The 26,812-nt window shown below is 59.4% G+C and carries 35 protein-coding genes; 3 read left to right on the top strand and 32 right to left on the bottom strand.

Annotation, left to right across the window (positions count from 1 at the left end):
* From IAE38_RS09610 to IAE38_RS09500, 23 genes are all read right to left on the bottom strand, one after another.
* On the bottom strand, positions 1-657 hold the full coding sequence (locus IAE38_RS09610; protein ID WP_201217342.1) for a gp53-like domain-containing protein: 657 nt from the start codon (positions 655-657) through the stop codon (positions 1-3).
* Between the two features lie 121 nt (positions 658-778).
* Positions 779-1,522, bottom strand: a complete 744-nt coding sequence (locus tag IAE38_RS09605) for a hypothetical protein (protein ID WP_182337110.1) — start codon at positions 1,520-1,522, stop codon at positions 779-781.
* A gap of 19 nt (positions 1,523-1,541) precedes the next feature.
* Positions 1,542-3,515, bottom strand: a complete 1,974-nt coding sequence (locus IAE38_RS09600; protein WP_201217340.1) for a hypothetical protein — start codon at positions 3,513-3,515, stop codon at positions 1,542-1,544.
* Positions 3,508-4,104: a putative phage tail protein gene (locus IAE38_RS09595; protein WP_201217339.1), complete on the bottom strand. Its 597-nt coding sequence runs from the start codon at positions 4,102-4,104 to the stop codon at positions 3,508-3,510. Before IAE38_RS09595 ends, IAE38_RS09600 begins: the two co-directional genes overlap by 8 nt.
* Positions 4,097-5,167, bottom strand: coding sequence for a baseplate J/gp47 family protein (locus IAE38_RS09590; RefSeq protein WP_201217337.1), 1,071 nt, complete (start codon positions 5,165-5,167; stop codon positions 4,097-4,099). The genes IAE38_RS09595 and IAE38_RS09590 overlap by 8 nt, the downstream gene beginning before the upstream one ends.
* On the bottom strand, positions 5,167-5,514 hold the full coding sequence (locus IAE38_RS09585) for a phage GP46 family protein (RefSeq protein ID WP_201217335.1): 348 nt from the start codon (positions 5,512-5,514) through the stop codon (positions 5,167-5,169). The genes IAE38_RS09590 and IAE38_RS09585 overlap by 1 nt, the downstream gene beginning before the upstream one ends.
* 84 nt (positions 5,515-5,598) lie before the next feature.
* The gene (locus tag IAE38_RS09580) at positions 5,599-6,159 is read right to left on the bottom strand and encodes a phage baseplate assembly protein domain-containing protein (protein WP_201217333.1); all 561 of its coding nucleotides are present in this window, start codon (positions 6,157-6,159) and stop codon (positions 5,599-5,601) included.
* Entirely contained in the window at positions 6,159-7,280 is a 1,122-nt protein-coding gene (locus IAE38_RS09575) for a phage baseplate assembly protein (RefSeq protein WP_201217331.1), read from the bottom strand. The genes IAE38_RS09580 and IAE38_RS09575 overlap by 1 nt, the downstream gene beginning before the upstream one ends.
* On the bottom strand, positions 7,270-8,595 hold the full coding sequence (locus IAE38_RS09570) for a DNA circularization protein (RefSeq protein WP_201217330.1): 1,326 nt from the start codon (positions 8,593-8,595) through the stop codon (positions 7,270-7,272). Before IAE38_RS09570 ends, IAE38_RS09575 begins: the two co-directional genes overlap by 11 nt.
* On the bottom strand, positions 8,592-10,784 hold the full coding sequence (locus IAE38_RS09565; protein ID WP_201217328.1) for a phage tail tape measure protein: 2,193 nt from the start codon (positions 10,782-10,784) through the stop codon (positions 8,592-8,594). Before IAE38_RS09565 ends, IAE38_RS09570 begins: the two co-directional genes overlap by 4 nt.
* Positions 10,785-10,823: 39 nt before the next feature.
* Positions 10,824-11,090, bottom strand: a complete 267-nt coding sequence (locus IAE38_RS09560) for a hypothetical protein (protein ID WP_201217325.1) — start codon at positions 11,088-11,090, stop codon at positions 10,824-10,826.
* Between the two features lie 103 nt (positions 11,091-11,193).
* Positions 11,194-11,577, bottom strand: coding sequence for a hypothetical protein (locus IAE38_RS09555; protein WP_201217323.1), 384 nt, complete (start codon positions 11,575-11,577; stop codon positions 11,194-11,196).
* Between the two features lie 5 nt (positions 11,578-11,582).
* On the bottom strand, positions 11,583-11,954 hold the full coding sequence (locus IAE38_RS09550; RefSeq protein ID WP_201217320.1) for a phage tail protein: 372 nt from the start codon (positions 11,952-11,954) through the stop codon (positions 11,583-11,585).
* An 11-nt stretch (positions 11,955-11,965) separates the two neighbouring features.
* On the bottom strand, positions 11,966-13,063 hold the full coding sequence (locus IAE38_RS09545; RefSeq protein WP_201217317.1) for a phage tail sheath C-terminal domain-containing protein: 1,098 nt from the start codon (positions 13,061-13,063) through the stop codon (positions 11,966-11,968).
* On the bottom strand, positions 13,060-13,251 hold the full coding sequence (locus IAE38_RS24270) for a DUF2635 domain-containing protein (RefSeq protein WP_201217315.1): 192 nt from the start codon (positions 13,249-13,251) through the stop codon (positions 13,060-13,062). Before IAE38_RS24270 ends, IAE38_RS09545 begins: the two co-directional genes overlap by 4 nt.
* Positions 13,251-13,826, bottom strand: a complete 576-nt coding sequence (locus IAE38_RS09535; RefSeq protein WP_201217312.1) for a phage protein Gp37 — start codon at positions 13,824-13,826, stop codon at positions 13,251-13,253. Before IAE38_RS09535 ends, IAE38_RS24270 begins: the two co-directional genes overlap by 1 nt.
* Positions 13,826-14,317 carry a phage protein Gp36 family protein gene (locus tag IAE38_RS09530; protein WP_201217310.1) on the bottom strand — a complete coding sequence of 164 codons (492 nt, stop codon included), beginning with the start codon at positions 14,315-14,317 and terminating at the stop codon, positions 13,826-13,828. Before IAE38_RS09530 ends, IAE38_RS09535 begins: the two co-directional genes overlap by 1 nt.
* Positions 14,317-14,976: an HI1506-related protein gene (locus tag IAE38_RS09525; protein ID WP_201217308.1), complete on the bottom strand. Its 660-nt coding sequence runs from the start codon at positions 14,974-14,976 to the stop codon at positions 14,317-14,319. Before IAE38_RS09525 ends, IAE38_RS09530 begins: the two co-directional genes overlap by 1 nt.
* A 2-nt stretch (positions 14,977-14,978) precedes the next feature.
* The gene (locus tag IAE38_RS09520) at positions 14,979-15,887 is read right to left on the bottom strand and encodes a Mu-like prophage major head subunit gpT family protein (RefSeq protein ID WP_201217306.1); all 909 of its coding nucleotides are present in this window, start codon (positions 15,885-15,887) and stop codon (positions 14,979-14,981) included.
* Between the two features lie 25 nt (positions 15,888-15,912).
* Positions 15,913-16,308 carry a hypothetical protein gene (locus tag IAE38_RS09515; RefSeq protein ID WP_236403786.1) on the bottom strand — a complete coding sequence of 132 codons (396 nt, stop codon included), beginning with the start codon at positions 16,306-16,308 and terminating at the stop codon, positions 15,913-15,915.
* Positions 16,309-16,310: 2 nt separating this feature from the next.
* Positions 16,311-17,219 carry a phage protease gene (locus IAE38_RS09510; protein ID WP_236403785.1) on the bottom strand — a complete coding sequence of 303 codons (909 nt, stop codon included), beginning with the start codon at positions 17,217-17,219 and terminating at the stop codon, positions 16,311-16,313.
* 370 nt (positions 17,220-17,589) lie between these two features.
* The gene (locus tag IAE38_RS09505) at positions 17,590-18,138 is read right to left on the bottom strand and encodes a phage virion morphogenesis protein (RefSeq protein ID WP_201217303.1); all 549 of its coding nucleotides are present in this window, start codon (positions 18,136-18,138) and stop codon (positions 17,590-17,592) included.
* A gap of 31 nt (positions 18,139-18,169) precedes the next feature.
* A complete protein-coding gene (locus IAE38_RS09500; protein WP_201217301.1) occupies positions 18,170-19,438 on the bottom strand; it encodes a PBECR2 nuclease fold domain-containing protein in 1,269 nt (422 codons plus the stop codon).
* Between the two features lie 41 nt (positions 19,439-19,479).
* On the opposite strand from IAE38_RS09500, the gene IAE38_RS09495 reads away from it, so the two are divergent.
* Positions 19,480-19,725, top strand: a complete 246-nt coding sequence (locus tag IAE38_RS09495) for a hypothetical protein (RefSeq protein WP_201217299.1) — start codon at positions 19,480-19,482, stop codon at positions 19,723-19,725.
* Between the two features lie 189 nt (positions 19,726-19,914).
* On the opposite strand, the gene IAE38_RS09490 is transcribed toward IAE38_RS09495, so the two are convergent.
* Positions 19,915-21,465 carry a DUF935 domain-containing protein gene (locus IAE38_RS09490; protein WP_201217297.1) on the bottom strand — a complete coding sequence of 517 codons (1,551 nt, stop codon included), beginning with the start codon at positions 21,463-21,465 and terminating at the stop codon, positions 19,915-19,917.
* Positions 21,465-23,006, bottom strand: a complete 1,542-nt coding sequence (locus IAE38_RS09485) for a hypothetical protein (RefSeq protein ID WP_201217294.1) — start codon at positions 23,004-23,006, stop codon at positions 21,465-21,467. The genes IAE38_RS09490 and IAE38_RS09485 overlap by 1 nt, the downstream gene beginning before the upstream one ends.
* A gap of 56 nt (positions 23,007-23,062) precedes the next feature.
* On the opposite strand from IAE38_RS09485, the gene IAE38_RS09480 reads away from it, so the two are divergent.
* Entirely contained in the window at positions 23,063-23,506 is a 444-nt protein-coding gene (locus IAE38_RS09480) for a hypothetical protein (protein WP_201217292.1), read from the top strand.
* 14 nt (positions 23,507-23,520) lie between these two features.
* Here IAE38_RS09480 and IAE38_RS09475 read toward each other — a convergent pair whose 3' ends face one another.
* Genes IAE38_RS09475 through IAE38_RS09445 form a run of 7 tightly spaced genes read right to left on the bottom strand, consistent with a single transcriptional unit; the run spans position 23,521 to position 26,456 of the window.
* Positions 23,521-24,033 (bottom strand): DUF3486 family protein, encoded by a 513-nt coding sequence (locus IAE38_RS09475; RefSeq protein WP_201217290.1) that lies wholly within the window; start codon positions 24,031-24,033, stop codon positions 23,521-23,523.
* Positions 24,033-24,341, bottom strand: a complete 309-nt coding sequence (locus tag IAE38_RS09470; RefSeq protein ID WP_201217288.1) for a hypothetical protein — start codon at positions 24,339-24,341, stop codon at positions 24,033-24,035. Before IAE38_RS09470 ends, IAE38_RS09475 begins: the two co-directional genes overlap by 1 nt.
* Entirely contained in the window at positions 24,338-24,670 is a 333-nt protein-coding gene (locus tag IAE38_RS09465; protein WP_201217286.1) for a hypothetical protein, read from the bottom strand. Before IAE38_RS09465 ends, IAE38_RS09470 begins: the two co-directional genes overlap by 4 nt.
* A complete protein-coding gene (locus IAE38_RS09460; RefSeq protein ID WP_201217284.1) occupies positions 24,667-24,882 on the bottom strand; it encodes a TraR/DksA family transcriptional regulator in 216 nt (71 codons plus the stop codon). Before IAE38_RS09460 ends, IAE38_RS09465 begins: the two co-directional genes overlap by 4 nt.
* Positions 24,869-25,513: a DNA-packaging protein gene (locus IAE38_RS09455; protein WP_201217282.1), complete on the bottom strand. Its 645-nt coding sequence runs from the start codon at positions 25,511-25,513 to the stop codon at positions 24,869-24,871. Before IAE38_RS09455 ends, IAE38_RS09460 begins: the two co-directional genes overlap by 14 nt.
* Complete coding sequence (locus tag IAE38_RS09450) at positions 25,510-26,148, bottom strand: transglycosylase SLT domain-containing protein (RefSeq protein WP_236403784.1); 639 nt, start codon at positions 26,146-26,148, stop codon at positions 25,510-25,512. Before IAE38_RS09450 ends, IAE38_RS09455 begins: the two co-directional genes overlap by 4 nt.
* A 2-nt stretch (positions 26,149-26,150) precedes the next feature.
* On the bottom strand, positions 26,151-26,456 hold the full coding sequence (locus tag IAE38_RS09445; RefSeq protein WP_201217279.1) for a putative holin: 306 nt from the start codon (positions 26,454-26,456) through the stop codon (positions 26,151-26,153).
* 140 nt (positions 26,457-26,596) lie between these two features.
* On the opposite strand from IAE38_RS09445, the gene IAE38_RS09440 reads away from it, so the two are divergent.
* Positions 26,597-26,752, top strand: a complete 156-nt coding sequence (locus IAE38_RS09440; RefSeq protein ID WP_201217276.1) for a hypothetical protein — start codon at positions 26,597-26,599, stop codon at positions 26,750-26,752.
* The last annotated feature ends 60 nt before the right edge of the window (positions 26,753-26,812 follow it).

The raw sequence follows: 26,812 nt of genomic DNA, 5'->3' as shown, positions 1-26,812 counted from the left end.
TCAGTTCCCTTTCGCGATCCAGGTGTAGTCGGTATAGGTGTTACCGCCTGCGTTGATGATAGTGACACTGGACTTGTCCCAGCGCCGGATACGGACGACGTTACCTTCGGCTGCGGCGTCTTCCATGTTTGTTAGCACTACAGACCGGCACGCAGTGGGAAAGGCTACTGGGAATGTGATGGTTTGTTCGTTCGGCCCAGAGTTCATCCCAAACACGCCGAACTGCTCAATAGCGCCGGTCGATCCGTCCCGTATCCATGAGGCAGCAGTGCCGAACGAAGCCGTGTTCTTGTCCTGCTTAGTGGCCAAGAAGGCTTCTACCTGGGATTTGGTGTAGGCATCAAGGATGCCGTACCCTTCCAAGCTACTGGCCACCGCAGCTTTCATTGCCAAGAATTGGTTGATTTCATCCTTCGTATACGCGTCAAGAATGCCGTACCCGCCGAGGGAAATAGCGTTATTAGCTTTCCGGGCCGCGATTTCATCAACTTCAGGCTTGGTGTAAGCGTCAAGAATCCCATAGCCCGCCAGCGTTGTGGCTTTGGTAGCGAAGTTGGCGACCATGGCCCTCAAGGCCTGCAACAGCTGGGTGTTGTCTGCGGAGTCGAAGCCCGGAAGGTACGCTAGAACAACTGATGCAAGCTCTTCTTGCATCATGTTCAGCCAACCTGCCTTTAGAGGTGTGGGCGCCTTACCACCCGCTTGCGCACCCTCCCTGAACAGGCCTGGAGGCGTGTGTAGCTTTGTCCAAGCTGAAACCCTATCCATGACATTCCCCTTAGACCACGATGCCTTTGCGCAGCGCGTAAGCACGCAGATCGGCGATGGTCGTGCTGATCTCGTCCTCGGCCAGAATGACCGAATGGGCCTGCCAGACCGCCAGATCACACGTGCCACCAAATCCGGTGAACAAACTGCCCAGTCGGATCTTGTTTAGTGCTCGCCGACGAGGGAGGTCATTAGTGGCTGTTTGAGTTGTGGCACGGTTATTAGTGATGTCTCGGAACGTGATCCCGGTGGGACTAACTGTGACGACATAAAGCGCCCACTTGGCGGCATCTGCTGAGGAAAGAGACGCACGCGGGAATACCTTGTCGGCGGCGGTTTTCCCATAGCCCGCGTTGACAGAGATAGTACCTGGCGCACTGAAGAACATCGCGATGCCGTCCGCTGCACCGCCGTCCACGGCCAGCCCAGTGTAAGTGCCAAAGAACCCTGGTCGCGTTGCCCCTGAGTCATTGGCATCACCTGAGCGGGCAATACAGAACAATGTCATCGAGTCGCTTTCAGTCACTTCTGACTGGATATAGTTAACCAGACCCACAGCGGTGAGCCTGTCCGCGAGTGCAACCGGCGCACCTACGACAACGCCGGACTTCTTCCCAGGCGCGTAGTTGTGCGCGGCCTTCTGAACACTCGTGTTGAGAAAGTGAATACCTTCCAAGCCTCGTCTAACAGGTGCGGAATATTCTGTGGCGAAAGCTTCTGCATCAACATCTTTTGCAATTAAACGGACACCCATCTTTTACCTTCCTATTTAGTTAGAAACCAGTACGACGGTCGTACTGAAACATTACGCAGGGGTTGTGGAGCGCAAAGGTGTTGCCCAGTGGAGATATAGCGGTGTCATAGAGCCCATGAGAGTCACGGAGATTACCGCGAGCGCCTTGCAGTGGCCCCGATCCCACCAGATCGCCATTGCGACCTCTGGCGTAGCTCACGACAGCGTCAAGGCTGGCAGCACGCGTGAGGCTGATTCGAATAGTGTCGTCAGCGACTACTGACACGCCGGAAACAATGTCCACCACAACATCGTTTTCGCGGACATCAAAGCCGTAGTTCGGAACCATCGTGCATAAGGCGGTATCCAGTACCAACGGACCTTTTGGTACGTAGAAACGAATGTCTATGTGGTCAGCTTTCCAATCAACACTAACGGGCTCCAACGGGCGCCACTTGCTACCACGGCGAATCATGGTGTGATACATCGCCCTGCTTCGGTACTCACCGAGCAACCACGACCCTTCATTTGTGAGATGAACGTCACCGGACAGTGTGGGGATCGCGTACACGGGCACGGCCAGCACGACATCCGGGCGCTCTTTGCTGATGCGCCATTGGGCCAGCGCGACGGTGTTTTTATCTACGCTGTAGAACCGATGCCCACCCACCTGATAACTGAAAATGTAAGGCTGGAAACTCTGACCGGTCAGGGCGACAACTTGTTTGGTTAAAGTGTCGAATAGCGACAGCATCAACTGGGCGTATTGATAGGGAGAGCGTGTATAGCCCCCGACGTAGTTGGATTCACCCTGATCCCAGGTATACGCCCATACTGAGTAACTTTTGCCCATCGAATCCGCTGTGGCTTTGCAGTCATTGATGTGGCGTACCAGCTTATTGAAGTCCGCCAGCGGGTCAGTAGATGGCCCAAGCTGCTCAACCGAGCGCGCACTGCGACCAGGTGAAGAACCCAACATAACCCAGTCGCTTGCAATCTCGCCGTCAGCAACTGCACGACGCACCAGGCCATTACACAATCCGGTAACAGGGGTTTCCCCCTCAGACGACTGGGTCAGCTCAACCAGAGGGACAAACGAACCTGCGTTGTAACCCGACTCGCTATTTCGAACCTTTGTGCCACTCGCGGCCATAAGGTTGTAATAAGGCTGAGCGGTGCTAATCGCAGGGATTGAGTTAATACCCCGACTCAACGACTGCCCATAACCAATCACGTGCATGATTTGAGTGCGCTGCTGTTGGCCCAACTTTGGGGCGCTGGGGGCCGAACTTGCAGAGTTCGTAACAGGTGGATCGCTGTCAAATCGCGTTAGAACAAAGCCGGATTCGTCGGTGATTTCAATGCCTGGTATGGGCCTGGCTTGGACGTGCAGCCCACTTACAACGGATTTTTGCATGCCCAGCCGGGCAATGTTGAAGCCGCTTACATCATTCACCTCGAAGCCGTCAGGACCTTCCAGCAAACGTGCGCTTCCAACATCGACGCCGCCTTTACAAGTAAGCATGCGCGCCGCGGTGATCCAGCCCAAAATGAAGCCGTGCCCATCTTCAAATGTGTGGGCCAAGTCATCATCGTTAGCGCTCTTACGCACTACGGCGTCAAGCTCAGAGCCCTCTGCGTAACTGAAAGCAAATTTCTGATCCGTGTCGCTAATCTTCTTGAAGGCAGCAACTCTCAGAAGTCCCGATCCGGCAGGCGTTACCCAAAAATATTGATTGAGGGCAGTAGCGGCTCGACCGGCTGCAAAAGTGTCGTAGATACGTCCGTTCGCCATTTGTGCGCTTAGGTCGGCCACGGCATCTGGAATCGAATCCATATACAGACGCGCCTGTTTTGCCATGCTCGGCACGGGCCCGCTTTCCGTCTCGACATCAACGTCGGCGCCGCCATGTACGTACTCGTGCTGTTTGGCAGATGAGTTTTGTGAGCGCTGCGCAGCTTGCTCGATGAGCGCCGCATAACCCTCAAGCGCCTGGATAGTAGTTTCAGCCATTGATTGCCTCAGGGATGACGTAGTGGGTAGCGTTAAAGAGTTGATCAGCACTTGCGGCAACAAAAACGGCCACAGATTTGCCGTAGCCCACCGAGGCTTCGGTATTAGCTGGCTTGCGCAAGCTGATTAAGGTTTCCAGTGCAGGTTTGCGGTAAGCGGACAAAGGAGCGTTAACGCGCCACTCATATAAGGCATCGCCATCGGCGGCAGGATCGCCAACTGCCGCAATGTCAGTAAGCGCTGGACGGTTAACATCCACGCTTACAACCACACCCAGCCTTTTCGCTATGGCGATGAAGTAAGGTATGGATTGACCGCCTAGATCGCCCATGGCGGCGATCACCGCATTGACGCGTTCCTCATGGCTGTCACCTGGTGCAGGAGACAGTGCATAAACTCGCTCCCAATCCACGATGAAATCGCCGGCCGATTGAGGAAAGATTGCTGACTGCACCGCTTCAAGTGCTTCAACGGCTGCACCCAGGGCGTTTGCCTCGGCAGTTAACTGAGCACCCAAAACCTCGCCTTGGGCGTTGTAGGCAACTGGCGGCAAGAGTGACTGAAGTTGCTCGACCAAAATGTCAGACATTGAGGGCCCCCAGCGAAACAGCACCCAAGCGAACCCAGCGCACAGCGCCGTTGAGTTCCGTGGCTGCGATGTTGGCGGACGGGGTATCCAACTCCAGGTCAACTACTCCAGGTAGCCCGCTAAGCGCGGAACTCAGTCGTTGCCGATAAAGTGTGTCCAGTGGTTTGAGCGGCCCGACCACAGCCGAGAGTGCCGTTAGGGCTGGGCTCTGTAGGTCGACGAGCTGATAACCTGGTGAAAGCTTTAACCGAGCAGAAACATCGATCGTGATCACCACTGGGGTGAACACCCAGACGTCGGCTGCAGCCGGTGCCACCGCGTCGATGGCCGCCTGGCAAGCAGCGATCACGCCAGTTGAAGAAGGCCCACCAGCTGACGTAATGACGATATCGACGGTGTTTCCACCACGACGTTTAGGGATCACCAGAACAGTGGAAACACCATCCACAGCCAGCGCCCAGCGGCGATAGTCCGCCTCATTGCCCCCGCTTGGAGGATTGCGCAGTACATCCAGATAGCGAGCCAGGAGACTTTCCTGCTTTTCGTCATCCGTACCGCCAACCGTTGCCGACAGAGTGCAAGCGCCGTCCACATTGAGGGGCGGGCTGACGAAGGTGCAAGCACCTTCTAGTCCGTTGTAAGCCGACCCGGTGTCATCTGATGTTACCTGCACGGACACCTTGCCAGATGACGGAATGGTCACAGCCGCAACGGTGGTAAACAGCGTGCCTGTGGAGGTGTGCCGGATCTTTAGGCCGGCACCAATCAGTGCACCAGGCTTGCCGGTCGCACTCAGGGCACCTCCTGACGCCGTAGCGGATTTGGGATAAACGTCGCGACTGGCTGCATGCCGTTTCAGCTCGTCGAAATCAGCGCTGTCGGGAAAGATCTGCCGAGCTGTCCAAGCGGCTTGCTGGTGTATGCCCTCAGCGATAGCCGATACCGAGCTGGCCCTGACGTGGTTGTCACTGTCAGAGGTAATGTCCGCATCAGGTAGCTGTGAGCGGATATCCCGCAGCGCCCGAGAACGGATTACTTCAAACGATGGGGGTTCGTATGGCATCAGATCACTCTCACCAGGTGCTCAAAGGTCTGGCGTCCGGCCGGGGCGTATACCTCTACAAGTAAGCGCAGCCAGCCGTCGTGCTGTTGCTCAGCGACAACCTCAACAGAGCTGGCCCGGCCGTCCTCCACCAGCCCGTTCAGGGCTTGTTGGGCGTACTGGACGGCCAAAGCCCCAACACGTGGCCTGTCTTTTTCGCGCTGCAGCTCGTGGAGCCGAGAGCCCAAAGCGGGATCCGCCCAGTAGCTGCCCAGCGGGGTCATAAGGCGTAGGTAGACGGCGTTGGCCAGCGTGGTAATGCGCTGGCCAGTCAAGTCGCCTGTAGTGGGGTTTATGCTTGCGTCCATAGCGAGGCAGGTTGCCTCGCGCACGCGCAGCTAGGTATTTCCGGCCCTTGATAGCTTTCGCGGACCGGAAATCTGATGGAGGGGTTACTGCTGAGGGGCTGGGGTCGGGCTCTCGCCGTGCTTGTGAGTGTTGTAGAGGTCGCGGTCCGCCTGCATGCTTCGAACTTGGTCAATCACGTCCTTGGCAGACTGAATGGTATCGTCCGCCTGGATCTGGCCAGTTGTTTCAATCACTGGCGTCTCAAACCTAACCATCTTGTCGGCTTTCACCAGCAAAGTTTCAGTGACGACCTCGATCACGCGACCGCGCTTGAGATGCACGTGGTCGCCCTCATCGCTGTACATCGCTACCTCTCCATCCTTGACCGACAGCCGATAACGAGCATCCTCCGAGGCGATGACCACCACATGGTTACTATTGCCGCCCAATGGGATGGCAATGTATTCGGCCCCGGCCAGCGGCCCGGAGGTGAAGCCATAGTGGTTAAACAACTCACCCGATACTGACTCGCCGCTCAGGCCTTCCATATCAACGTTGATGTTCGGGCCGTAGCTATTGCGCGTGCTGACTGCTCGGAAAGCCTGGCGCACACCGCGCAGGGCTCGGTCCACTTGTTGCCTTACCAACTGAGGAATCGTGGCCATTAGAGTGCCTTTACCATCTCGATGAATGCCGCGTCGGCGTTGCTTTTCTTGCCTTTGTGTTTCTTGACCGGGTTGCCATCGAGCACCCACATTTTGTCTTCACGCAGCCTCAGCTCGGTGATCGAGCCCTGTCCCCTGGTGAGGCGCAGTGTGCGTGACATGATGAAGTAGGTGCCATCCAGGCCGTGCGGTTCGCTTCGCACGATGACGCGCTGGCCAGGCTTCCAGACCTGGCCATTGCCTGCCCGATGCCCCTTGACGATGACACGTATCTCAAACCCTTCCAGGCGGCTATCGGAAAGAACCTTACGCGCCCTGGTGGTGGCCATGTCTTGGCTTTCGCTTGAGCTGTCGATCACGATCTTTGGTCGGAAGATGCCACGGCGGGCCAAGGCATCGTCTTTGACGACAGAGCGCAGATGCGACCTGGACGTGTCGTGGCCGTCATTGTCGTATTGGCCGTGTTGACCCAGCACCGTCACCTGGCTGAACCGGTTGGCTATCGAGCGCCGCACACTCAGGCGCTCCACGTTGTTGTCCTGGCCAGCCCCCGTGCGCAGGATTAGCTCACCAACTGGCGTAGACGTGTAGTCGGGGCCGCCCACGACAAGCAGGCCGTCTGGCTCGAACCAGGGCCAGAGGCCATTGGCCTCGGCAACCTGCAGCAGAGCCTCCCAAGCAGATTGGCCAGGCTCGATCTGGATTCGGCGCCTGATAGGCTTCGCCGCTGCTCTAACCTCCACGCGGGTGATACCCAGCGGCGCTACTACCTCCTTGAGAATCTGGCTCAGGGAGGCTTCACGCATCGATACGAATGGCGTTGAGCAGTCCACCAGGACCGCTGCCTTGTCCCGCCCGGTCACCCGTATATTGATGCCACGCCGGGAGATGTCGTGCTCGATCTCATCCAGTTGACCGGTTAACACCCGATCTTTGCCCAGGGTCAGCTCACAGCTAGCCCCTTCGACCAGCACCGAGGGCAGCTGCTTTGTGTCCCGTGTGAACAGCTCCAGTTCGAAGCCGTCAGCGGCGGTCAGCAGGTCAGACTCCACAGACCAGCCATCCCAGGTTTCATGAGTCAGACCGCCAATGGACAGGCGAATAGTTTCCTCAGTTTGCATAGGCTTGGATCACCGTTCCTGGGGGCAGATTGTAGGGAGTGCGCAACTCTGGATTCAGGCGAAGCAACTCGCCGGCCCGGCTGTTATCGCCGTACCAGCGATGGGCTAGCAGCCTGAGGCTTGTAGCCGCCTCGACTCGCCGGGTGATAAGCGGGGGCCGCTGCAGTACCAACTGCCTTGCCCGAGCCTGGATAAGCGCTGCCGTGGTCCTCAGTCCCTCGATAACCGGCAACGCAGCCTCTACGTCATACAGACGGCGATGGAGCAGGATGGCGGCCTGCAGGAGACTTCTGGCGAGGTTAGCCAGGCGCTCCAGTTCGCTGGGGCTCAGCTTCAAATCATCTGCATCGTTTTCGATGGCCACACTGACAGCGCTTGCGTAGCTCAGGGCCAACTCAGTCATGACCAGGACAACCAGGGCAAACGCGGTTGCGTCTATCGGGTCGTCGGGCATGCTGGTGGGAAGGCCCTCATCATTCGGCTCATCGCCTTGGCGGGCGGCTACCAGGAAGGCAGCACCGACCTTGGCCACCGATGCAGGCAGGCCTTCCCCACCAGGCACTGAAGAGGGCATACCGTTCCGGCTGAGCAGGTCAGTGACAGTGCTAGGGGTGGACGCCTCAACGGATGATCGAATTTCGGTCGGCGTCCGGAAAAGGTCGGTGATCGGGTCAAATGCCGACCCAGTGCTTTTGGCCAATGACTGCACGCCTGAGACCACCCCCAGTATCTGCGAGCGCATCTGTTGCAGACGTAATGTGATCCCAGGCAGGCCAAGCGCTTTTTCCATGAGCCCGGACCAACCCCCACCGATCCAGCCTTGGACTTCGGCTACCAGCGAGTCCACTCGCCCGATAAGATCGAACACCCCGTCTTGCCAAGTGTGCTCGTCCTCAACGTAGGCAGAGCCGGTTTCAATCCAGGCCAGGTCACGTTGGAAGAACGTGTAGGTTTCCGACTTCTCCAGAAATCGCAGCTCGATCAGGGCAGAGTCTGGCCGCTCAGCCTGGTGGCTTACCTTATAGCCGGCGCTGACTACGGTGACGCTGCCGTAGATGGGGTGGACCAGTTCACCAGGCCCTATGGTGTCCAACGCGCCCAGGATCTGTTTCAGCTCAAACAGATAGTTCGGGCCAAAGACGATGGCCCTCATGTTGAAGACACGGGCCTCCCGGCCCAGATCTTCGACATCCTCGCCGTCTTTGTAGGGAACACCATGCTGAGCCAGGGCGCGCTGGGCCTCTAGATCCTCAGCCATGATCTCCATGGGGACGCCCCGATAGGAGCAGTCCAGCAAATCGTACTCCCAACTCATTGTTGTCCGCGCCTCATTTGAAGGTCCGCCCTGCGCTCGACCTGAGCGTGGATGTAGTCGCTGTCAGCCCGAACTTCAACGATCAGTGGCTTGTCCAGGAGCGCCGACAGCTTGGCGGTCGCTGCCTCCACCGCCCGGCCTGCCACACCATTGGCCCAGGCAGCACCCCCGGCCGCAGACATGCCGTTGGAGGTCAGGCCGGTTTGCTGCACCGCCAAACGCTGAGCCTGGGCCGATACCCAGTCATCCGATTGGGTGGGGTTACCACTGGCCAGGCTCATGCGGTTGCGATAGAACGCGGTTTGATAGGCCTTCTGGCCGTCGGTCAAAAGCTTGCTGCCCTGCGCATGGCGTAGCCGGGCCTCATCACCGCTTTCCGAGGAACCGCCCAGCACGCCAAGTGTAAGGATCGAGGAACCGAGTGCCGCGTAACGGCCCCAGTTCTTGGAGCTGGAACGACCAGGTGCGTCACCTGGTGCTGGTAACCCGCCGCCCTGGGGCCAGTTGGTGACAAACACCGAGGTAACGCCGGCTGCCTCTTCAAGGACTTTGCCGACTGCCACATTTTTCAGGGTTTCGGGGCCGCCCAGCAGCTTGCTGATAAGTGCACCTGCACCGGCTTTGGCACCGCGCCCGGCGTAGTAGCCTCCGATACCCGTGGCGATACCGGCGCCCAGCATCTGCTCACCTGTCAGGTTCAGGTCATCCAGGAGGTAGCTGCCGAACTCGGTAAAGCCCTTGTTGATCGGTGTGGCCATCCGGTCAATGGCCTGGCTGAGCGTGGCCCGCATACGACCGCCGACGCCCGTGGCGCTGTTGAGGTTGTCTGCTAAGTCCTGGTTGAACACAGGCTCAGCCTTGGCGATCTCTGCCGACTGCTCTTTGAACGTGCCAAGGCGTGTACCGCTGAGCATGATTTTCATGCCTCGGATGGTGTCCTGGTCCATGCCCTTGAAGGTCACGCCGAGGAATTTGGCGCGCTGCTGGTCCGTGGTCATGCCGTCGTACTTGCGCTTGAGGTCGCTCATCACGTCCTCAGGGTTGCGGGATGCACCCTTGCCGTCGAAGAACTTCACCCCCGTGGACTTGGTGACCTGGTCGCGGTAGGCCTGGACACTGAACACTCGCAGGGTCGATTCCGCCAAGGTGCCGAGGCGGTCAGGCTGCATTTCCACGGTCGACAGCGTTTCGGTGAATGCCAAAGCCTGCGCGATGGACATGCCCGCCGACTGCGCGGCGCCGCCGATCTTCGGGAACAGGTCGGCCAGGTTCTCCAGCTCGGCGTTACCGAGGCGGCCTGCCACGGTCATCTTCTGCAGGAGGGCAAGCGCTTCACCTTCCTTGTTGAGGTCGATGTTAAAGGCGCTGGCACCGGCCACCACGGCCTTGCCCAGGACGGCAGAGTCGGCACCCGTCACCGCCGTGGCCTGACCAATGGCGTCGGCCGTCTTCTTCGACGCGCCGTAGCTCACGCCCGAGGCGATCAGCGTGTTGAACCCGCTGTCCACACCCTCACGGCCCAGACCGTATTGCTTGGCAATCCTGAAACCCTCGGCCCGCCATTCCTCACGCTCAGCTGCGGTCATGCCAGCAGTTTGCTGGGTGCGGATCAACTGACGGTCCAGGCTCGCACTACCAATCAACCCCGATGCGGCGCCGAAACCCAGCCCAAGGCCGGCTAGCTGACCTTGGGCGCTGCTGCCCAAACCCTTCAGCCGATCAAACTCCGTACGAACACCTGCGGCGAGGGTCTTCAGCAAACGCAAATTGCGGCCGCCGTTGTGGGCCAGGCGGCGAAAGCTACCCTCGGCGCGCTCAACACTGCGCCGCATCGGCTCCACACCCTCACGGTCAGTGCGCTGTAGCTCTGCCTTGGTCTGCGTAGCTGCCTGCTTGCCTACCTGGCCCAGCTGCTTTAGATCTGCCTGCGTCTGGATCACGCCCTGGCGGAAGACGTTGGACCCCTGCGTAGCGGCATCACGCATCGCCTGGCGAATGATTTTGTAACTGGCGGCACCGTCTTTGCCGGTCTTGGTAATCGCCGTGCCTGCCTTGCCACTTTCATCAGCGAGCGCTTTGGCACCGTTCTTACCGGCATTGCGCAGGTCGCGCTCAAGCGCCTGGACCTCTCGCCGGCTGTTCCCCGACGAGGCATTGATGCGAAGGGCTACACGCAAATCCGAACTCATCGGTTCACTCCCGCGACTTACAGAAAGAAGAAAGGCCCATTAATGGGCCTTGGAAAGTTCAGTAGGGGCCTGAGGTGTCCACCGCAAGACCGGGAATCCCGACTGACTGAGCCCGTAGCCGTAACGTCCAGGTTTGGCCTGGTAGGCGCCGATGCGACGGGCTGCATCAATCAAGTCACCCTGAAAGGCGGACTCAACGTCCGGGCCTTCGGGTATCAACAGTGCGGCACCACGGCGGGACTGCCAGGCCGCGCTCAGGATCTGCGCCTCTTTGTCACTCAATGGAAACTCTTTGGTGCCTGTCATTGCTTTGTCCTCTTGGCCACACGCCGCCGCTTGCCCTGGGTACGTCCCACCAAGAGGTCAATGCGTGCATCGATCTCCGGGCGGGTCATTTGCCGTATCTCGTCTAACCGGTAGCCGTGCCGGACAAGGCCGTGCTCGATCCTTCGCCAGTCGTGGACGCCGCGCTCTGCGGCTGCAGCTTTTTTTCCAGTTCGGCATCCGCATCGGCGATCAGAGCCAGGTCAGACTCAGTCAGCTCCTGACGCAGCAACTCAGTGGTCAGTGCCTCAGCCGGAATTTCGCCCAGGGCCAGGAGCTGTTGCCGGTAAACCTCCAGCGTTACCAGCTGCAGCGGGCCGGCAGGGTGAGCCTGCTGGGCTGCGATCAGGTCACCGCTCATGGCCACACGCAAGGTGATGGTCTTATGCCGCATTCCTGCGAAATAGACCCCGATACCCAGTTCACGGGTGATGGTCAGCCCGTCCCAACGCGGATCGATCTTGGACATGGCTGTTATTCCTCGTAGTAGTTGAGAGCGGTCAGGGTCAGGTCGCGGGTCGCTTCGCCTTCCAGCTGGTATTTGCTACCCATCTCCACCAGAGAAACCCCGGTCCAAGTCTCGCGTTTGCCGCCGCCATCCTGTGGCTCGATGGTGATCTTGGCGTCAAGCATTGCCCGCCAGTTCGGTTCGCCCGTCTTGGGAATGGCAACGGAGACGCGCAGGTCGTATTCCTCCATCCCTTTGGACGTGCCGCTGGGCCGGCCTGATCGGTTCATGGTCTTGACCACCGTACGGCCAGTCTTGACGGTGTCATCAAGGCTTTTAACCTCGTAGTCCACGCCATTGATCGATAGGACGATCTGGCCAACGTAGATATCTGACATAGAGGCTCCGGTTACAGAAGAAGATCGATGCGACCGGCGAACACGTGCAGGCCGTTCACCACATCGACGGGTATAGAGGCGTTGAGGCGGTTCACGTCCTGCAGCGAGCGCTCAACAATCAATGCATCAGCGTTGTCGCTGACGTTCTCAACGATCTCCAGCTGTTCCAGCTTTTTGAGCACGTCCAGCAGCTCACCGCGCACTGCAGCTGGCGTTCTGGCAGAAAGCTTGGCACGCGGGAATCGCAGCCGGATGCGCTCACGGCAGGCTTGCCGGACGTAATACAGCGTGCGGATTGTGGTGAGGTCGAGCAGGGCGACGTCGGCTGCGCCTGAGGCGGCTTTGGTGTAGGTAGTGATTGCCCGCACGATCTGCACCGTTTCACCTGGCCCCACCTCCAGAGGGGTAACGCCGTTGGCCAAGCAAGTTTCTTGCTCGGTACGGCCCAGGCGACTTGCGATGGCCGGCACTGCGATGCCTTTGAGCACCAGGGTATTCAGAGGCCGGGCGGGATCTTCTTCGAATGCCACGATAGATGCATAGGCCGCTGCCACCTGCCGGGCGCTCGAAGCCGTACCAGGGAGAACTACCACCGAGATACTGCCAGCATTCAAAGTGCTGGCCAGGGTGGTGGCGGCAGACAGGCTGGTAGTGACTGCACCGATCCCGATAATCGACTGCTGCTCAATCGAATCCGTATAGGTGTTGATGTGAGCACGCAGGGCCGTCATTGCAGCGGCGCTGAACCAGGCCGGCACCAGGATGTTGAAGCCGCCCAGGGCAGTAGATGCCAAGGCCGCCGCTATGCTGGGCTCGGCCTGGCCGTCCACAGTGACGCCTACGCACGAAATAGCGACGTAGCGATTCGCCGTGATGGCAGCAGCGACCATTTCTGCGGCAACGTCACCGAACTTGGCCTTGGCGTCATCGGCACTGTAGACCTGCTGAGGAACGTTGGCCGCAGCGGTGGCACCCGTGCCAAGCGGCACGATCAGGCAGACGCTCTGGGCATTGGTTGGCAGAGTCCGCACCGCCAGTCGGGTGTTGAACTCCATGTAAACGCCCGGCTTTCGAATACTGGCCGGGATGGTGTCGAATTCAATGGTCATTTCGCAGCCCTCTTAGCGGCAGGTTTGGCACCGCTTTGTTTGGCCTCCACCAGTTCGCCCGAGGCGATCCGGCGCTGGTAGTAGGAGTTATCAGGCACATCGACTGCCTCCGCAGGTACACACTCGATGTACGAACGCGGGTCTTCGGCCCTGGGCACCCGGTGACCAGGTGCAGCGTTAACAAGCATCACAAGTTCCTCAATTCAACGTGGTCATGGGCCACTGGCTCTTCCGCTTCTGCAGGCACGCGATACCCAAGGTCAACGCCTTCAAGGTCCGGCGTGCCCGCTGCGAACTCTGGAATGACCCAATCCAGTTCAATGGCGAAGCTTTGGCCAAGCACCGAGAGGTGGCTGGTCTGGAACTTGCCGTTGACCAGGTTGGCGAACTCCGTTGGTGCCACACGGGCGCCGCCTTCCTTGTGCTGCCAACCGGTGAGCAAGTGCATGCACTGCTCCCAGATCCAGTAACTGCCCGGATCGCGGGCCACCGTGCCCCGTCTGGTTTCCCGCTCGCCCCGTACTGAGGTGCTGGAGATAACCAGGCGGAACACCACAGCAGCGGTGAAGCGTCGGGTTTGACTGGCCTTGCGGAACGTCACCTTGGGCGTGGTGATAAGCACCGAGGGCGTCATCTTGAGCAGGTCTACCAGCAGGTCAGGGTCACTCAGCTCCCCGCCGTAGCTGTCCAGGTGCAGGCGTGGCAGCTGCACCTTCAACTGCTCAAGCCGCCCCTGGATGGCATCCTCCAGTTCGCCCAGCATCACAACCCCCGCAGCGTGGTGCGGCTGAACATTCGCGGCTGGTGGCTGATCTGCAACCCGGACTGCCCCGACTCGGCCGCACCACGCTTCTCGTCCTCAGCGGCTAGGCTTTCCAGCCGCTTAATGATGTCCTTGTAGCGCAGACGCACAGCCGATTCGGCGTTGGCCTTCTCGCCGTACAGGTGGAACCGGGTCAGCTCGGGCAGGTCATCGGCAACCCAGCTCGGGGCATCCTCGCCCTGGAGCCGGTAGCGCAGATAAAACTGAACCTCGCTGCGAGCGCGGGTCGCGGCATCGGCGATCCGTGCCAGTGCCGCAACGGCAGATGCCACATCCTCGGCATCCCAATCGTCCAGGGGCTCACCCTTGGCAGCCGCTTCCAGCAGCTCGCCCTGAATGGGGCGGTTGGTTTCAGGGACCGCAAGGTCCGCCATTTCCTTGGAGCCAAAGCGGGTGATGACCGCGATTGCGCTCGGCAGCGAGAGGTTCATTAGTCAGCGTCCTTCTGTGCTGCCTTGCCACGTTTGCCCGGCGCTTTATCCGGGGCTACAGCTCCGGCCGGAGGACCATCTGCCGCAGCCACTGGCGGAACCGGCGCCGGAGTCGGCGACTCATCACCGTCGGCATTGCTGAGCGTCGACCTGTCTGCATCGTCCTGCGCCTCCGGTGCCACTTGCTGGTGTTGTAGTTGTTCGGCGATGACTGCGGCCAGGGTGTCAGCCGTGATAAAGATCACTCCTTCCTGAGCTGGGTCTGCTGGAGTCAGCAGCTTGGTCGCTTCCACGACCAGCCCTGGAAGTGCCAACTGGCGTTCGAGCACCACTTGCTGTGCGGAGCGAGCCGATTCCAGCTCGGCGCGGGCGTCTTCCAGATTGGAAACAAGCAGCAACCGGCCGGTTTTGACCTGGCCCAGCTCGTACTCAAGCGTCGCGATAGTGGTGGCCAGCTCCTGTAGCAGCTCGGTGTTGTCCTGCTCAGCCTGGAGGGCGTCTTCCTGAACACCCTCCACAACCAACAGGTGAGGGTCATCGCGCATCACGGCCAGTTGCTGTTCGGTCAACACGCCATCTTGGTAATAGGTGCCTTTTGCGCGGTGGGCGATGCCACCGCGACGAAAGCCGTCAGTCATGGACTTGATAATCACGCCCATGATTAAGACCCTGTACCAGTGGAGCCGTAAGCCAGCTGCCAGAAGCCATAGCCACCAGCCGCACGCGCCTCGGCACCGAACTTGTACTTCTTGCGGCTGAAGACGTCGTCAGCTTCAGGGTCGGTCTGCTGGACGAATACCGGGGCTTTGCGCTCCTGGTAGATGAACGGCAGGACCGGCTTGCTGGTGTCCAAAAGGAACCAGGCAGTGCGGGAAGTCAGGCGCGGCTCAACCACCACCTCGGCGGCACCCTTGTAGGGGTTAGCCTGGCCGTCCTCCAGCTTCTCCGAGTTCATCATGCGGCGGGCGGTGTCACGCAGTGCCGGTGGAACCAGGAGCACGTTCGGCATGACGCTGATTGGGCGACCGTCTTCGTCCTTGAACTCCTGCATGACGGTGCACGCAGCGCCAAAGCTTTCCTCAGCATGAGCCAGGGTCGCAACGGACAGTGGCTTGGTACCCATGTTGCTAACACTCTGGCCAGCCACCGGGTGATCGGTATCGAAGAAGTACTGACCGTCATAGCAACGCGAAGTGAAGGCAGTATTGACCAGCTCGTAAACAATCTCGTCCGGGAGCTGCTTTGCCGAGAAACCAGCCATCTTGGCCTGCGGCTCGTAGATCCCCATCTGATCGTCTTCGATGTGGTTGCGGTCGACTTCAACGGTTGCCTCGAAGTCTTCGTTCACCACGGTATAGGTGTAGGCCTGCAGGTTCTTGACGTGCTTGTCACCGACCCAGCGACGCATTTTGGGGAACGCCGACAACCAGGCATAGAGGTTGCTGCCGGTGCTGGACGGAACCCGCATGGCAACTTTTTGCCAGGTGCTAGGTGCCGCCGCGAAGGCATTGTTGAACAGGGTTTTGAGGCCGACGAATGCCGCCTGAATAGCTTGCTTGTTTACCAACATGCGCTATGCGCTCCTTTATTAGGGATTACTCGACCCAAACACCGTCGGAATCGACAGCCACGATCCGCCCGGATGGCGAGCGAGTACCGCCCCCATCAGTGGCACTGACCGTTGCGTCATCGACGACATAGGCCTGTTTCAGCAGGTGGGCTTGAGTGACGGTCCCGTCGTTCGCCCACTTGAAGGCGCAGCCACGGCTGATCTCGACGGTTCTTGCGCCATCAACACCACCCGTGTTGTCGGCGAACTCTTCAGCGCGTCCTGCGTAGGTGAGTCCGGTCGCGGCTTTGCCGGGGATAGCGAAGCCAGTGGCAGACAGGACAACCTGAGCGCCTGCATAAATCTTCACGCCGGCACCCATGCGCACGACCAGGGTTTTTGCTTGTTGCTTCGGAGTGTTGCGATCAGTGGTCAGTGCCATGATCAGCCCTCGCTCTTCAGGGTTTTGGCAAACTCCACCGGATCAAGCCCGAGCTGAGCGCATACGGCCTTCTGCTCGGCATTAAGCGCGGTGGCGATGATTTCCGGCTTGCGTGTGTCCAGGTTGGATGGGTTAGCAACAGCCGGGGCGGCTTTCACGAACTCGCGGAAGCGCTCAAGGCCGGCTTGCTCGGAGCACGTCGCTCGGTAGTACTCAGCAGTAGCCGGGGTGATCTTGCCGGCGGTCAGCGCGCCCTGGATCTCAGCGTCCACAGCCTTGTTGTGCTCGGCCTTCTGGAGGGTGGCCAGCTGCTCCTCGGCATTGGTGGCACGGGACACTGCCTTGTCGTAATCCGCACGCGGGATGAAGCGAGTGATGTCGTTGGTTTCGCGGTTTGCGGCCTGAGCGGTTTTTTGCAGGTCGGTAGCGGCGGCAATGACCTGGTCTTCGGTGGCGTTTTCGGACAGGCCGAACAACGCCAACAGCGCAGCGGGGAATTTCACAGTGGTGAACTCCTGAGGTTGGCCCTCTTGGTTGAGAGCGGTCATGGTGAAATTGGGCGTGTTGGTCAGGCCTGCGCTGACCAAGCGGACGATCTGGCCGGTGGACTCGACGTAGTCGAACACCGGAGAAATGAAGCGGTACTGACGGGTAGCGATTTGGGTGTCGGCGTCTGGCGTCCAGGTGACGTTGGCCCACAGTGCGCCTTCGCGGATCTCCAGCTGTTTGATCCAGCCGCTGGCCGGTGCTGCCTCGCCCTTCGGGGCGCGATGCTGGGTGGCATGCTCCCAGTCAATGGGCAGATCAATACCCCTGCCTGTAAAGGAGGACAGCACCAGCTGTTGGGAGTCCGCGTTGAACAGCCACTCACGGCCATCCAGTCCGCGAACGTATGGACCTGGAGGGATCATCTCGACCCACTCAGGCGCTTTCCCGTCAGTGACGGGAATTGCGGAGAGGTCTGTGTTCAGTGCGAGAAGTGTTTTCATGCCGCCAGTGTGTGCGGCATGTCGGGGGGATTGTTTTTAAGCTCGACGCAAGAAAAGGCCGGCTGAGGGGGAGTGCTGGGGAGCCGGGAATGCTACCTCGCTTCGGTGAGCAAACGGATCACTTTTTGACGTTTTCCAGCCTTTCGAAGATTCCCAGTGTCGATTGACGGCCGGAAATGGTGCCAGAAGCAAATCTAACGGTAATCTAACGGTGCTCTGGCTCGATTCCCAACCGGATGCACCGCCTAAGACCTCCACAGCGCTCAAATAGGCGCGTTTTCAAAAGACCCGTTTAGCCCTTCAGATAGTCCGAAACGATCTCCAGAATCTCTGCCTCGTCCTCACTCGACAATCCGAGGTAGGGTCGGGCTGGCATTTCGACGGATCTTGCCCCATGGGTGACCCACTGAGCAAAGTTGGACTTGCTCTTCTTCACGAAACGGTTACCGACCACGCCACCCTTTTCTTTGAAGTACACCTGCTGTGATCGTGCAGCGTGTTCGATCTTGCCGCCGTCCTGGTGAATCGCTCCGTATGGCCTATCGGTACCAAAGTCGAGCCCGTCATCACTCACCTGGTGGCGGAGTGTATCCAGAAGTGCCCCGGAATCGCGCAGGATCTTGGTGCCTTTCTTCCTGGCCAGGGTACGCGGTGATAGTGGCGCCCAAGGCGAGCCGTCTGGCGCGATTTGGCGGCGCGCCCGGCTATCGGTCGATATGTGCAGATATTCTGCAATGTCGTTGAGCGGCGTCCGCAGCGAGCCCAAGCGCTCGACCAACAGTTCCAGCTCACGCCCAACCACCGATGCGTCATATGCTACTTCAAGGATCGCGCCGGCCACGGTTGCCTCCTCCTATATCCAGAGTCCTAGATTAATCGCCATCCACGCGGCGGTAGACCCGCACACCAACGCGCAGCTGCTCCAGGTAGTCAGGGTCAGTGCTGGCTTGGGCAAGCGTAGTTACGCCAGTCCAGCCATCTTGGCCGACTTCAAACACTGCCAGTGCGGGCACCGCCTCCCCATCCAGTTCCAGGCGGCTGATGTAGCGACGACGTAACACAGCCTTGTTTTGCTCGGCCAGCCATTCGAGCCTGACCCATACCTCGTCCGGTTCTTGCAGCGCATCAGCCAGCAGCAGCAGGTGACGACCGCTGACCTTTAATGCGCCCTCTTTGGCATCAGCGAACAGGCCTCGACCAATCACGACGCTGTCACCTACCTTGTCGCGGAACACGGCTGGTGCAGCTTCAGTAGCGCCGAACTCGCCCAGGAACCGGTCGACATACTCTTGTTCGGCCAGGCCTTCCGGCAGAACTCGACTTGCTGCTGCCGGCCGTGGCTCAGGAAGCGGACCAGGAGCACGTCGGTTAGGTAGCCCGGCGCTTGGCACGGGGCCTGGTCGCGCACCAAGTGCTGGAAGCGGGTCATGCGCCTGCAGTGGCGGCACGGCCGAACTCAGTCGCGATTGGCCCGGTGCATGCTCGAATCCAGGATCAATACCCAGCGGCACGCGAACGCTGCGAGGGCCATTGGGGCTGTTGACACCGATGATGCGGGTTTCGTATTCGATCACCGGGGCGGGGCCAACCTTGAGTCCCATGCGCTCAACGTCCCGAGAGCTGAGCATGAACTTCTTGCACTTGCAGCCCCAGCCGTTCTGCGGGGTGTGGGTCGACCACCAGGCGTCATCGAGCGGGAGCACAGTGCCATTCCATGCCAGATGCTGAGGACGAGGATGCGCGCTATCGCCGTGGCGATACAAGCCAAATGGGCGTGCCTTGCGCAGCTCCGGGTCAGCCATCTGCGCCTCGCGGCCGGCATTGTAGGACTGTCGCAGGTTCGTCTCGAAGATGGTCTGCGTGCGCCAGGCCCGGCTGCCGTTGTACTCCCAGCCGTGCTGGCTGACGATCCTGTCGAAGTCCGTGCGGAACTGCTCCAGCGTACGCCCGGTCGCAATGGCTTTCTCCACGGCCCCGCGCATGTCAGTCAGTAGGTCGCGCCTAGTTGCCCCAGCCACAACAAACGCCCAGTCGTGTTCAGCCGCATACAGATCCGTCCAGGCGCGGGACGGCAGATTGGTCTTGCCTTTGAAGTAATCGATCTGTTCTTGAAATGGCACATTGCCATGAGATACTGCCATCGCTGCACCTATCTATTACGAAAGCCTACGGAGGGCTTTGAATGAACATCGATAAAGACATGGAACAAGTTGCTCGTGATGCACAAGTGGTGATGCTTTTGACTGTCTTTGCTGGCTCTGCAGTGACTGAACCTAATTTCAACAAGGCTGAGTACCTAGCCAGGATCGAAGGCAGTCTCGTCAAGATGGAGAAGGCGGAGCCACCGTTCGACCCTGATCTGGTGAAGGCTGCCCGCATTGTGCTCCAGGCACTCAGGGACCACGGAGGTAAAAATGGGAAGAGTTAAAGCCGTTCTTTACAGGTTCCAGGATTGCCAATGCCTTGATGCGGCCGGGGTTATCACATCCATCCCAGCCGGGCTTTACTTCGTAGCGGAGCTGGATGTGATTACATTCGACGTGGGCAATAAGAGATTTGATTTGGACAAAAGCGCCTTCAATCTGCTTAAAGCCGAGGGCAAAGTTACGCTCATGCCCTAAAGCCCTCTGAGCACATCATATCGCCCTGCCAGACTCGCTGCCGCCAGACCATCAGCCATGGCGTTAGCGAGCTGGTTGGCATCCATGACTGGGTATGCCTCAATGAGTCGTTCACGTAATTCCTCCAAGCTAGAAACCGACTCCACTATCTCCTTGATCGCATCCACCATGTCATCCATCGAAGCGGCTGCGGATGCCTCCAAGGTCTTGACTTGGTTGTCCACGATATCCGACACCTCTGTTGCAACTGCTGTCCGCTCGCGGTTGAGCGCGGTGGCCACAGGCACCTCGGGCGCAGCAGGCGCCCCGAGGACTTCCGCGTCCTTGGCGGGCTCAGGGATGCCGAACTTGTCACGGATAAATGACTGCTCGATCTTCAGCCCTAGCGGGACGAAGGTATCCACGGCCTTGATGAACAGCTCCAGGTTTTCGGGCTGTGGTACATCAATGATCAGCTTCGGATACGGCCGACCTGGTGCAAAATTCAGGTCGCAGAAAGCCCGCACGAACATCCGGTTCAGCGTGTTCGACTCGGCCTTGGCATCGGCCTCCAGCAGATCCAGTCGCACCTCGTTATGCACCTTGGCTTGCGCCAGGCTTGCCCCGTCGTCAGCGCTCATGGTCTGGCCGACAATGGCCTTGGACATTTGCTTGTCCCACCACTCGGCCAGACCTTTGAAGAAATCACCGGCACCATTGACGTTGGCTGCCTGGGTGAAGTCGATGCGCATGGAGTCTGGAATCACTGCGGCCGCGTCGCTCCCAAGGTTGGCCACCGCTGCCATAAGCACGCTAATGTCATCCCTACTAGCGTTCGGCCCATAGCGACCCACACGCATTGGGATGCCGTAGATGTCGGCAAAGCCCATCCAGTCCTTCCAAGTCCACGCCTTGCACATATAGGCGACCGCTGCCAGGCGGGCCAAACCACCACGGATCGGCAAGCCGGCTCGCAGGCGCGGCCGATGGACAATGAACTTGTAGGGAGCCAACGCGATACCGTTGATCATGTCGGCCTCATCAAGCAGCCGAAGCTCTTGGCCCGTCTCCCGATCAAACATGAAGAAGCGCGGGTCCCGCCAGACAAAGCGCTCGGGCATCCAGGTGTCGCCACTTCGATCCCACATGATTTCGGCTACCGAGTAGCCTTTGCCCAACGCATCGGTCAGGTCATTTTGCAACTCGCCAAACTCAGCAGAGTCCACCACCTCGCGCAACATATCGGCTCGGCGAACGTCTTCGGTGTCATCAGTAGCCGCTTCAACGCGGATGCTCAGCCCCGCAAGGGCAAGCTTGCGCGTACCAAGCACCGAGGCGTAATGCAGGTCACGCTCTTCCATTTCCTCGGCAAGGGTCAGGTAGTCACGGGCATCGCCTTCTGCGGCCGCATGCAGCAACCCTGCAAGCCGCTCCGGGGTGAGGCCCGCTGCCACTGACTGGTGCCAAACTTGGCGTACGCCAGTTACGCGGGGCTCAGCCACCTCTTTTGTAAGCTGAGCGTATTCAATGTGGCGACCGTATTGATCGACGATTGGGGAGCGTGCCATTACCAGATGCCTTTTCCAGAGCGCCACCCCGCACCACGCTTGACCTGTCGATCATGCTGGGCCGTGGGTGCAACGCGGTGATATTCGAAGATCTCTACTTCCTGCCGGCTTGCGAAGTCGCCCAGGACTAGGGCAACGCCCGCGTCACCGTGGCGCTTGTCGCCGCCTTTCTCTGTGGTGCGCTGCTCAGGAATGCGCGCCACGCCTTTCACCACCCGGAAAGCGCGGATGTCACCGGTAACGTCCTTGTCGGCAGGGATGCCATACAGGGTGTCGTCTTCGAGCGCGGCCTTGAATGGCGGCATGTTGTCCCGATACCAGCCCTCGGTGAGCATGACCTGCTCAATGCGGTTGAACCCGAACTCCACAGCGGCCGACTCGGCGATCTGCTGGCCGTTGCCTCGGGCGTCATGCGCGCCTTTTAGGAAGTTGGGCAGGCGGCGGACGATGTAGAACAGGATCTGCTCCTGCTGTTTGAACGGTACGTTGCGCATCTCCAGTACGAACGGCGTGCGCTTGCGTAGGTTCTGTTCCTTGAGCAGGGGCCAGAACACGGACAAGTCCCCAGAGCGAGCGAAGTCCATGCCATAGAAGCTCTGTACGTCCGTGGGGATGGTCTGGAGCAGCGGCAGCAACTCACGCTCACACCACTCCAGCGACTCGGCCATACGCACATGCTCCGGGGCCGTCTCATATCCCTGCGGATACTTGAGCCGCAGTACTGGAGATTCCCTGGTTGTGCGACTTTCGACCAGGGCAAGCGACAGGTAGGCGCCGCCGCCCTGGCTCGGGACGCAGTTCAGTTCTTCCTCGGCAGCATCGCCATAGAAGGAGTAAACGTCAGCAACCCACGCCGCTTCCTCTTTTTTTATATAGGGGATTCCCTTACGCATGCAGACACGCTTGTACAGCCCATCGTCTACCGCTTCTTGGAAGGTGCAGCGGAACAAGGTGCCCTTACGCTTGCCAGCCCGGATCTCCTCGATCAGCTCATTGAACGGGTTTTCGGTTCCATCGTGGGTACTGATGACATGCACCTCACCACCCCAGATCAGCAGAGCCAAGGCAGCCTTGAGCAGTTCGGCAAGATCCTGGTGGAACGCGGCTTCATCCACTACCACCACACCCTGACGGCCCCGGAGGTTGCTCGGGCGGCTGGTCAGCGCGACGATCCGGTGCCCGCTGGGGAACTGGATGGTGTAGGTCTTGATGTGCTTGTCGGGGTCGCTGTCCGGCCAGATGCCTTCCTCGATCTCTTCGGCGGCATAGTTGAATGCACGCGCCCACATGGCGCAGGCCTGGATGTACTCCACCGTCATGTCCTGGTTGTAGCCGAGGTAATAGACGGTTTGGCCTCCAGCCTTCTTTTCAGAGGCCGCGACCAAGACGTTATCTGCCGCCTCAGCCCAGGTCAGGCCGATTCGACGAGACTTCTCTCCTACCTTGAGAGGCGCTCGAATACCGATCCAGTCTTTCTGGTACTGCAAAAGGACCGATGGGGTAAGAACCCCGGCACCATCCAATACGTGTGGACTGCTCACTTACACCTCCGCAATGCTAGGCTATTGCCATCATTCATATGTTGCCGAGGTGCTAAATGCTTGACTGGTTTGCAGGTGCTGTCGAAAGCGCGAAGACGATGAAGGAAATCGGTCAGTCGTTGCTCACGATTCGCGATGAGGGAATCATCCGCGAGCGCGTCTATGAGCTGAATAACAACCTCATGGACCTTCAGCAGAAACTGCTCGAAGCTCAGCTTAGCCAGATGGAACTGGTTAAACGGATTCAGATGCTTGAAGGCGAGAGGCAACAAGCCAGTCAGTCCAATGACCTTAGGGCGCAGTACTGCATCCATACGTTCCCAACCTCGGCGCATGCATATGTTTTGAGCACGGAAGCACAGCCAACGCGCTTCTTTTGCAGTCATTGCTTGGAAACGGAGGCTGTTGCGGTCACCCTTCAAGGCAAACAAGCGCTTACCTGCCCTAAGTGCAAGACGAGGATTCGCTCGGTACCCGCAGCTCCTCTTTACATCGGTTGATTGACCAGCCAGGTTCATGACGCGACCCCAAGAATTTCTCGGCGAATTTCTTCCACCGTCTTTGAGCTGAGGCCACCTTTCTTGGCGATTTTCTCAACCTGGTTAGCTGCGGCCTCAGCGCGGACGCGAACTTCTGTCTTCCATTTCGCCTGGACGACAGAAGCCCGGCCCAGCTCGGCGACGGCCTTTGCCACCTTGGGCAGGTCCATCTTGCCGTCAGCGGCCATGAGCAACTTGAACAGGTGCTCTTGCACCAAGCGCATCAATGCTTCGTTGACCGCGCCTTCATCATCGGGAGCAGCCTGGACCACCGCCTTGGCTTGCTCGCTGGACATCTTCAAGGCGGCCAGCTTGTCCTCGAACTCACTCCCGTAGCGATGCAGCGCGCTCTTGCCGATGGAGTAGCCACGCAACTCCAGCTCGGCCGACAGCTGTTCATAGCCACCGAAGTTCGATTCCACCAGGGATTGGTCCAGCCAGGCTTTCACTTCTGGCGGGAGCGCGGCGACCTTGCTACGCGGCGGCATTACCAGTACTTCACTGGGCGAGCGATGCCAGGACGGCAATCGACGGTGTATTCAGCGATATCCACGCCGAGCGAAGTAAGCCCCGCCACCCAAGGACCGGACGGCGTTTTGTCAATGGTGACCAGGGAGCGGTCAGACAGATAATCCAGTTCGCGGCGCAACTCCAGGGCTGTGGCGTCTGGGTACATGCCCTGCACCGTCGAAAGCACTACTGCTTCATGCGGATCAATTGGCCGACTTGTGTTCAGGGTGAGCAGGACGAGCCAGCGCATGGACTCGCGGCGGGTCTTTGCAGGGTCAATGTTCATGGGCGGGCTCCACGCAGCTGGACGTTTTCAAGTTTGAGAGCCACGGCGTCTAGCTTGGCCTCGATGACGGTTTGGTTGCGCACCCAGTCTTCGCGGCGCACGTAATGCAAGGGCATTTCGCCCCGTAGTTTCTCCAGGCCAAGCTCGACTTGGCGCAGTCGATCCGAATCTTTGGCCAGTTCCTCGAAGCGACCATCCATGTGCGCAAAGCGCTGGTCCAGCCGGCGCTCGATGGCAGCTAGCAGCAGTCTCAAGAGAACAATCATTGCGCTGACCAAGCCAACGCCGATGCTGATCAACTGCCAGATCGGAAGCTCGATAGTGGTCATCGGCCACCCATCCGCTCGATGTCTTGTTGGCAGCTCACACACAGCTCAACGCCTGGAAGGATCTCGCTGCGTGCTGGGGGGATCTGGTCGCCGCAGCTCTCGCAGTGCGTGATGCGCGGCCCGGTGTAGTGCGCCCGGCCTGAGCCTCGCGCCGCCAGAGCCTGCTCGCGGAATGCCTCTTCCGTTTCTGTGGCGATATCAGTTACGTCCATTGCGTGTATTCCATTCGATCAATTTGGTGAGCTGGGCACGGCAGGCTGCATAGCCCTCGCCATTGCGAACTTGGTTGGCCAGCAGGTCAGCACGGGTGACACCCGCGATCAGGTCGTCAGCGGCACCGGCTCCGGTGGGAGTCGCAATAGTTCCGCTGGAGGCTGGGGCGGTGGCAGGCACTGCAACTGCGGTAGCGGCTGTGGTGCCAAAGAGGGCGCTGTTCCACACGCGGACAAAGCCAACAGTGAACAGAGCAGGAGGCAGCGCCTCAGGCTGCGCATCCAGGGCGCGGCGGTAGAGTGTCGTGACACGTTGAATCTCTCCGTTGAGTTTGTCGGTGACGGTCCGTAGTTCGTCCCGCTTGGCGACCAGGTCCGCCGCCAACCCGTTGCCGTATGCCTGTGAGGCGAGCAATTCGTCAGTTGCTTTCTTGAGTCCAATGGCGGTCGACTCCGCCAGAGAACGCAGCTCGGCCTCATGTTCTTTAGCGGCCTTGTCCAGAGCTGCATCACCCTCAGCTTTAGCCAACGCGAAACCTTGGTCGTAGCCGCTGCTGTGGATCAGAGCCACGCACCCAACTGCGGTAGCGAGAACCAGGAGCCAGATAACAACAGGCTTGATGCCGCTCATGAGCACACCCCTTTACCCCATCCATCGGCGATGTATTGGGCTTCAAAGGTCTTGAGAATGAGGCGTGGGTAGCCCCGGTTTTCTTTGAAGGCGGCGGCAGAGCGGCCCGCGTTGAACCGCTCGATTGATCCGAACCAAACCAGCGGATCGGCGCCTTTTGCCGATGCCAGCTTGCGATCACGGATCAGCCAGCCAAGACCGCCGTTGTAGGAGGAAAGCACCATGGCGTGCCGCTCACAGCCGTTGCGGCCCTTGATGCGATCAGCCAACCATCGGTCGTAGCTGACCAGGGCCATCAGCGACCAGGTAGGGTTGTACGGCTCAACCTTGCCCAGGGCTTCTGGAAATAGCTGGGCAAGCCAGGTGGCGGTCGTGGGCATCACTTGGCCCAAGCCTTGCGCACCTACAGGCGACTTGGCGTTGAACTTCCAGCGCGATTCCTGGTGCACTTGGGCGGCGAATGTTGCCACCGGGGCATCCAGTCCCCACTCGGCCTGTGCGATGCGAGTCAGTTCGCGGCGGTATTGCTGAGCTTCGCCTGGCACACCTGCATTGGCCTTGGGGGCGCCGCCCAGGATTAAGCACAGCGGAATCGCCAGGAGCAGAATCAAAGGGGTTAGGTGGTGGTTTCCCATAGTCACAACCCCAACGTCAGGCCGATAACGCAGGCCAACACGATCAGAGCACGGCGGATGCCTGCCCAGGGTTGATGCGAAACGCGGACCCGGTCAGGCCGTGCGTAGGGAAACAGTGCCCTGTCGATCCAATAGCCCAGCACACCACCACCGGTAACCAGCACCATCTTGTAAAGCACGACGGCAATTTTGGTGGGGGCGATCAGATAAAGGGCGACCAGTAGGCCGACTGTAATCAACGTCCAGTTGGTCAGCCTGGGCGCCCGATAGTGACGGCGACCGCGCAGCCGACCGCGAAAGTGGTTCATCAACGAACCTCCTTGGTGGGATTGAGAGTGGAGCGGATGGAGGCCATGGCACTTGCTGCTGCGCCTGGCCCATTACGGCGTTGTGCCGGAGGGACGTACTTACCTGGTTTCTGGGGACGGCTGGGGGCAGACCTGTAGCTATGGCCACCCTTGCAGGCATCCAGAGCGACCTGCCGACGATTAACCGCGACCCGCGAAATAACGTCGATACGCCATTCACGCGGGCATTCGTCGATCATTTTTTGGCGCGTCTTCTCGCAGCGTTCGTCAATGACGCGCTGGGCGTATTCAGCTGAAGAAAAGGAGGGCTGAGACATGTTCGAATCTGCCAGAAGAGTGGACCTGGCTAGATTCGC

The sequence above is a fragment of the Pseudomonas sp. S32 genome (assembly GCF_016648095.1).
Taxonomy (GTDB): Bacteria; Pseudomonadota; Gammaproteobacteria; order Pseudomonadales; family Pseudomonadaceae; genus Aquipseudomonas; species Aquipseudomonas parafulva.
The sequence above is the reverse complement of the archived record's forward strand: the minus strand, read 5'-3'. Positions and strand labels throughout refer to the sequence as shown.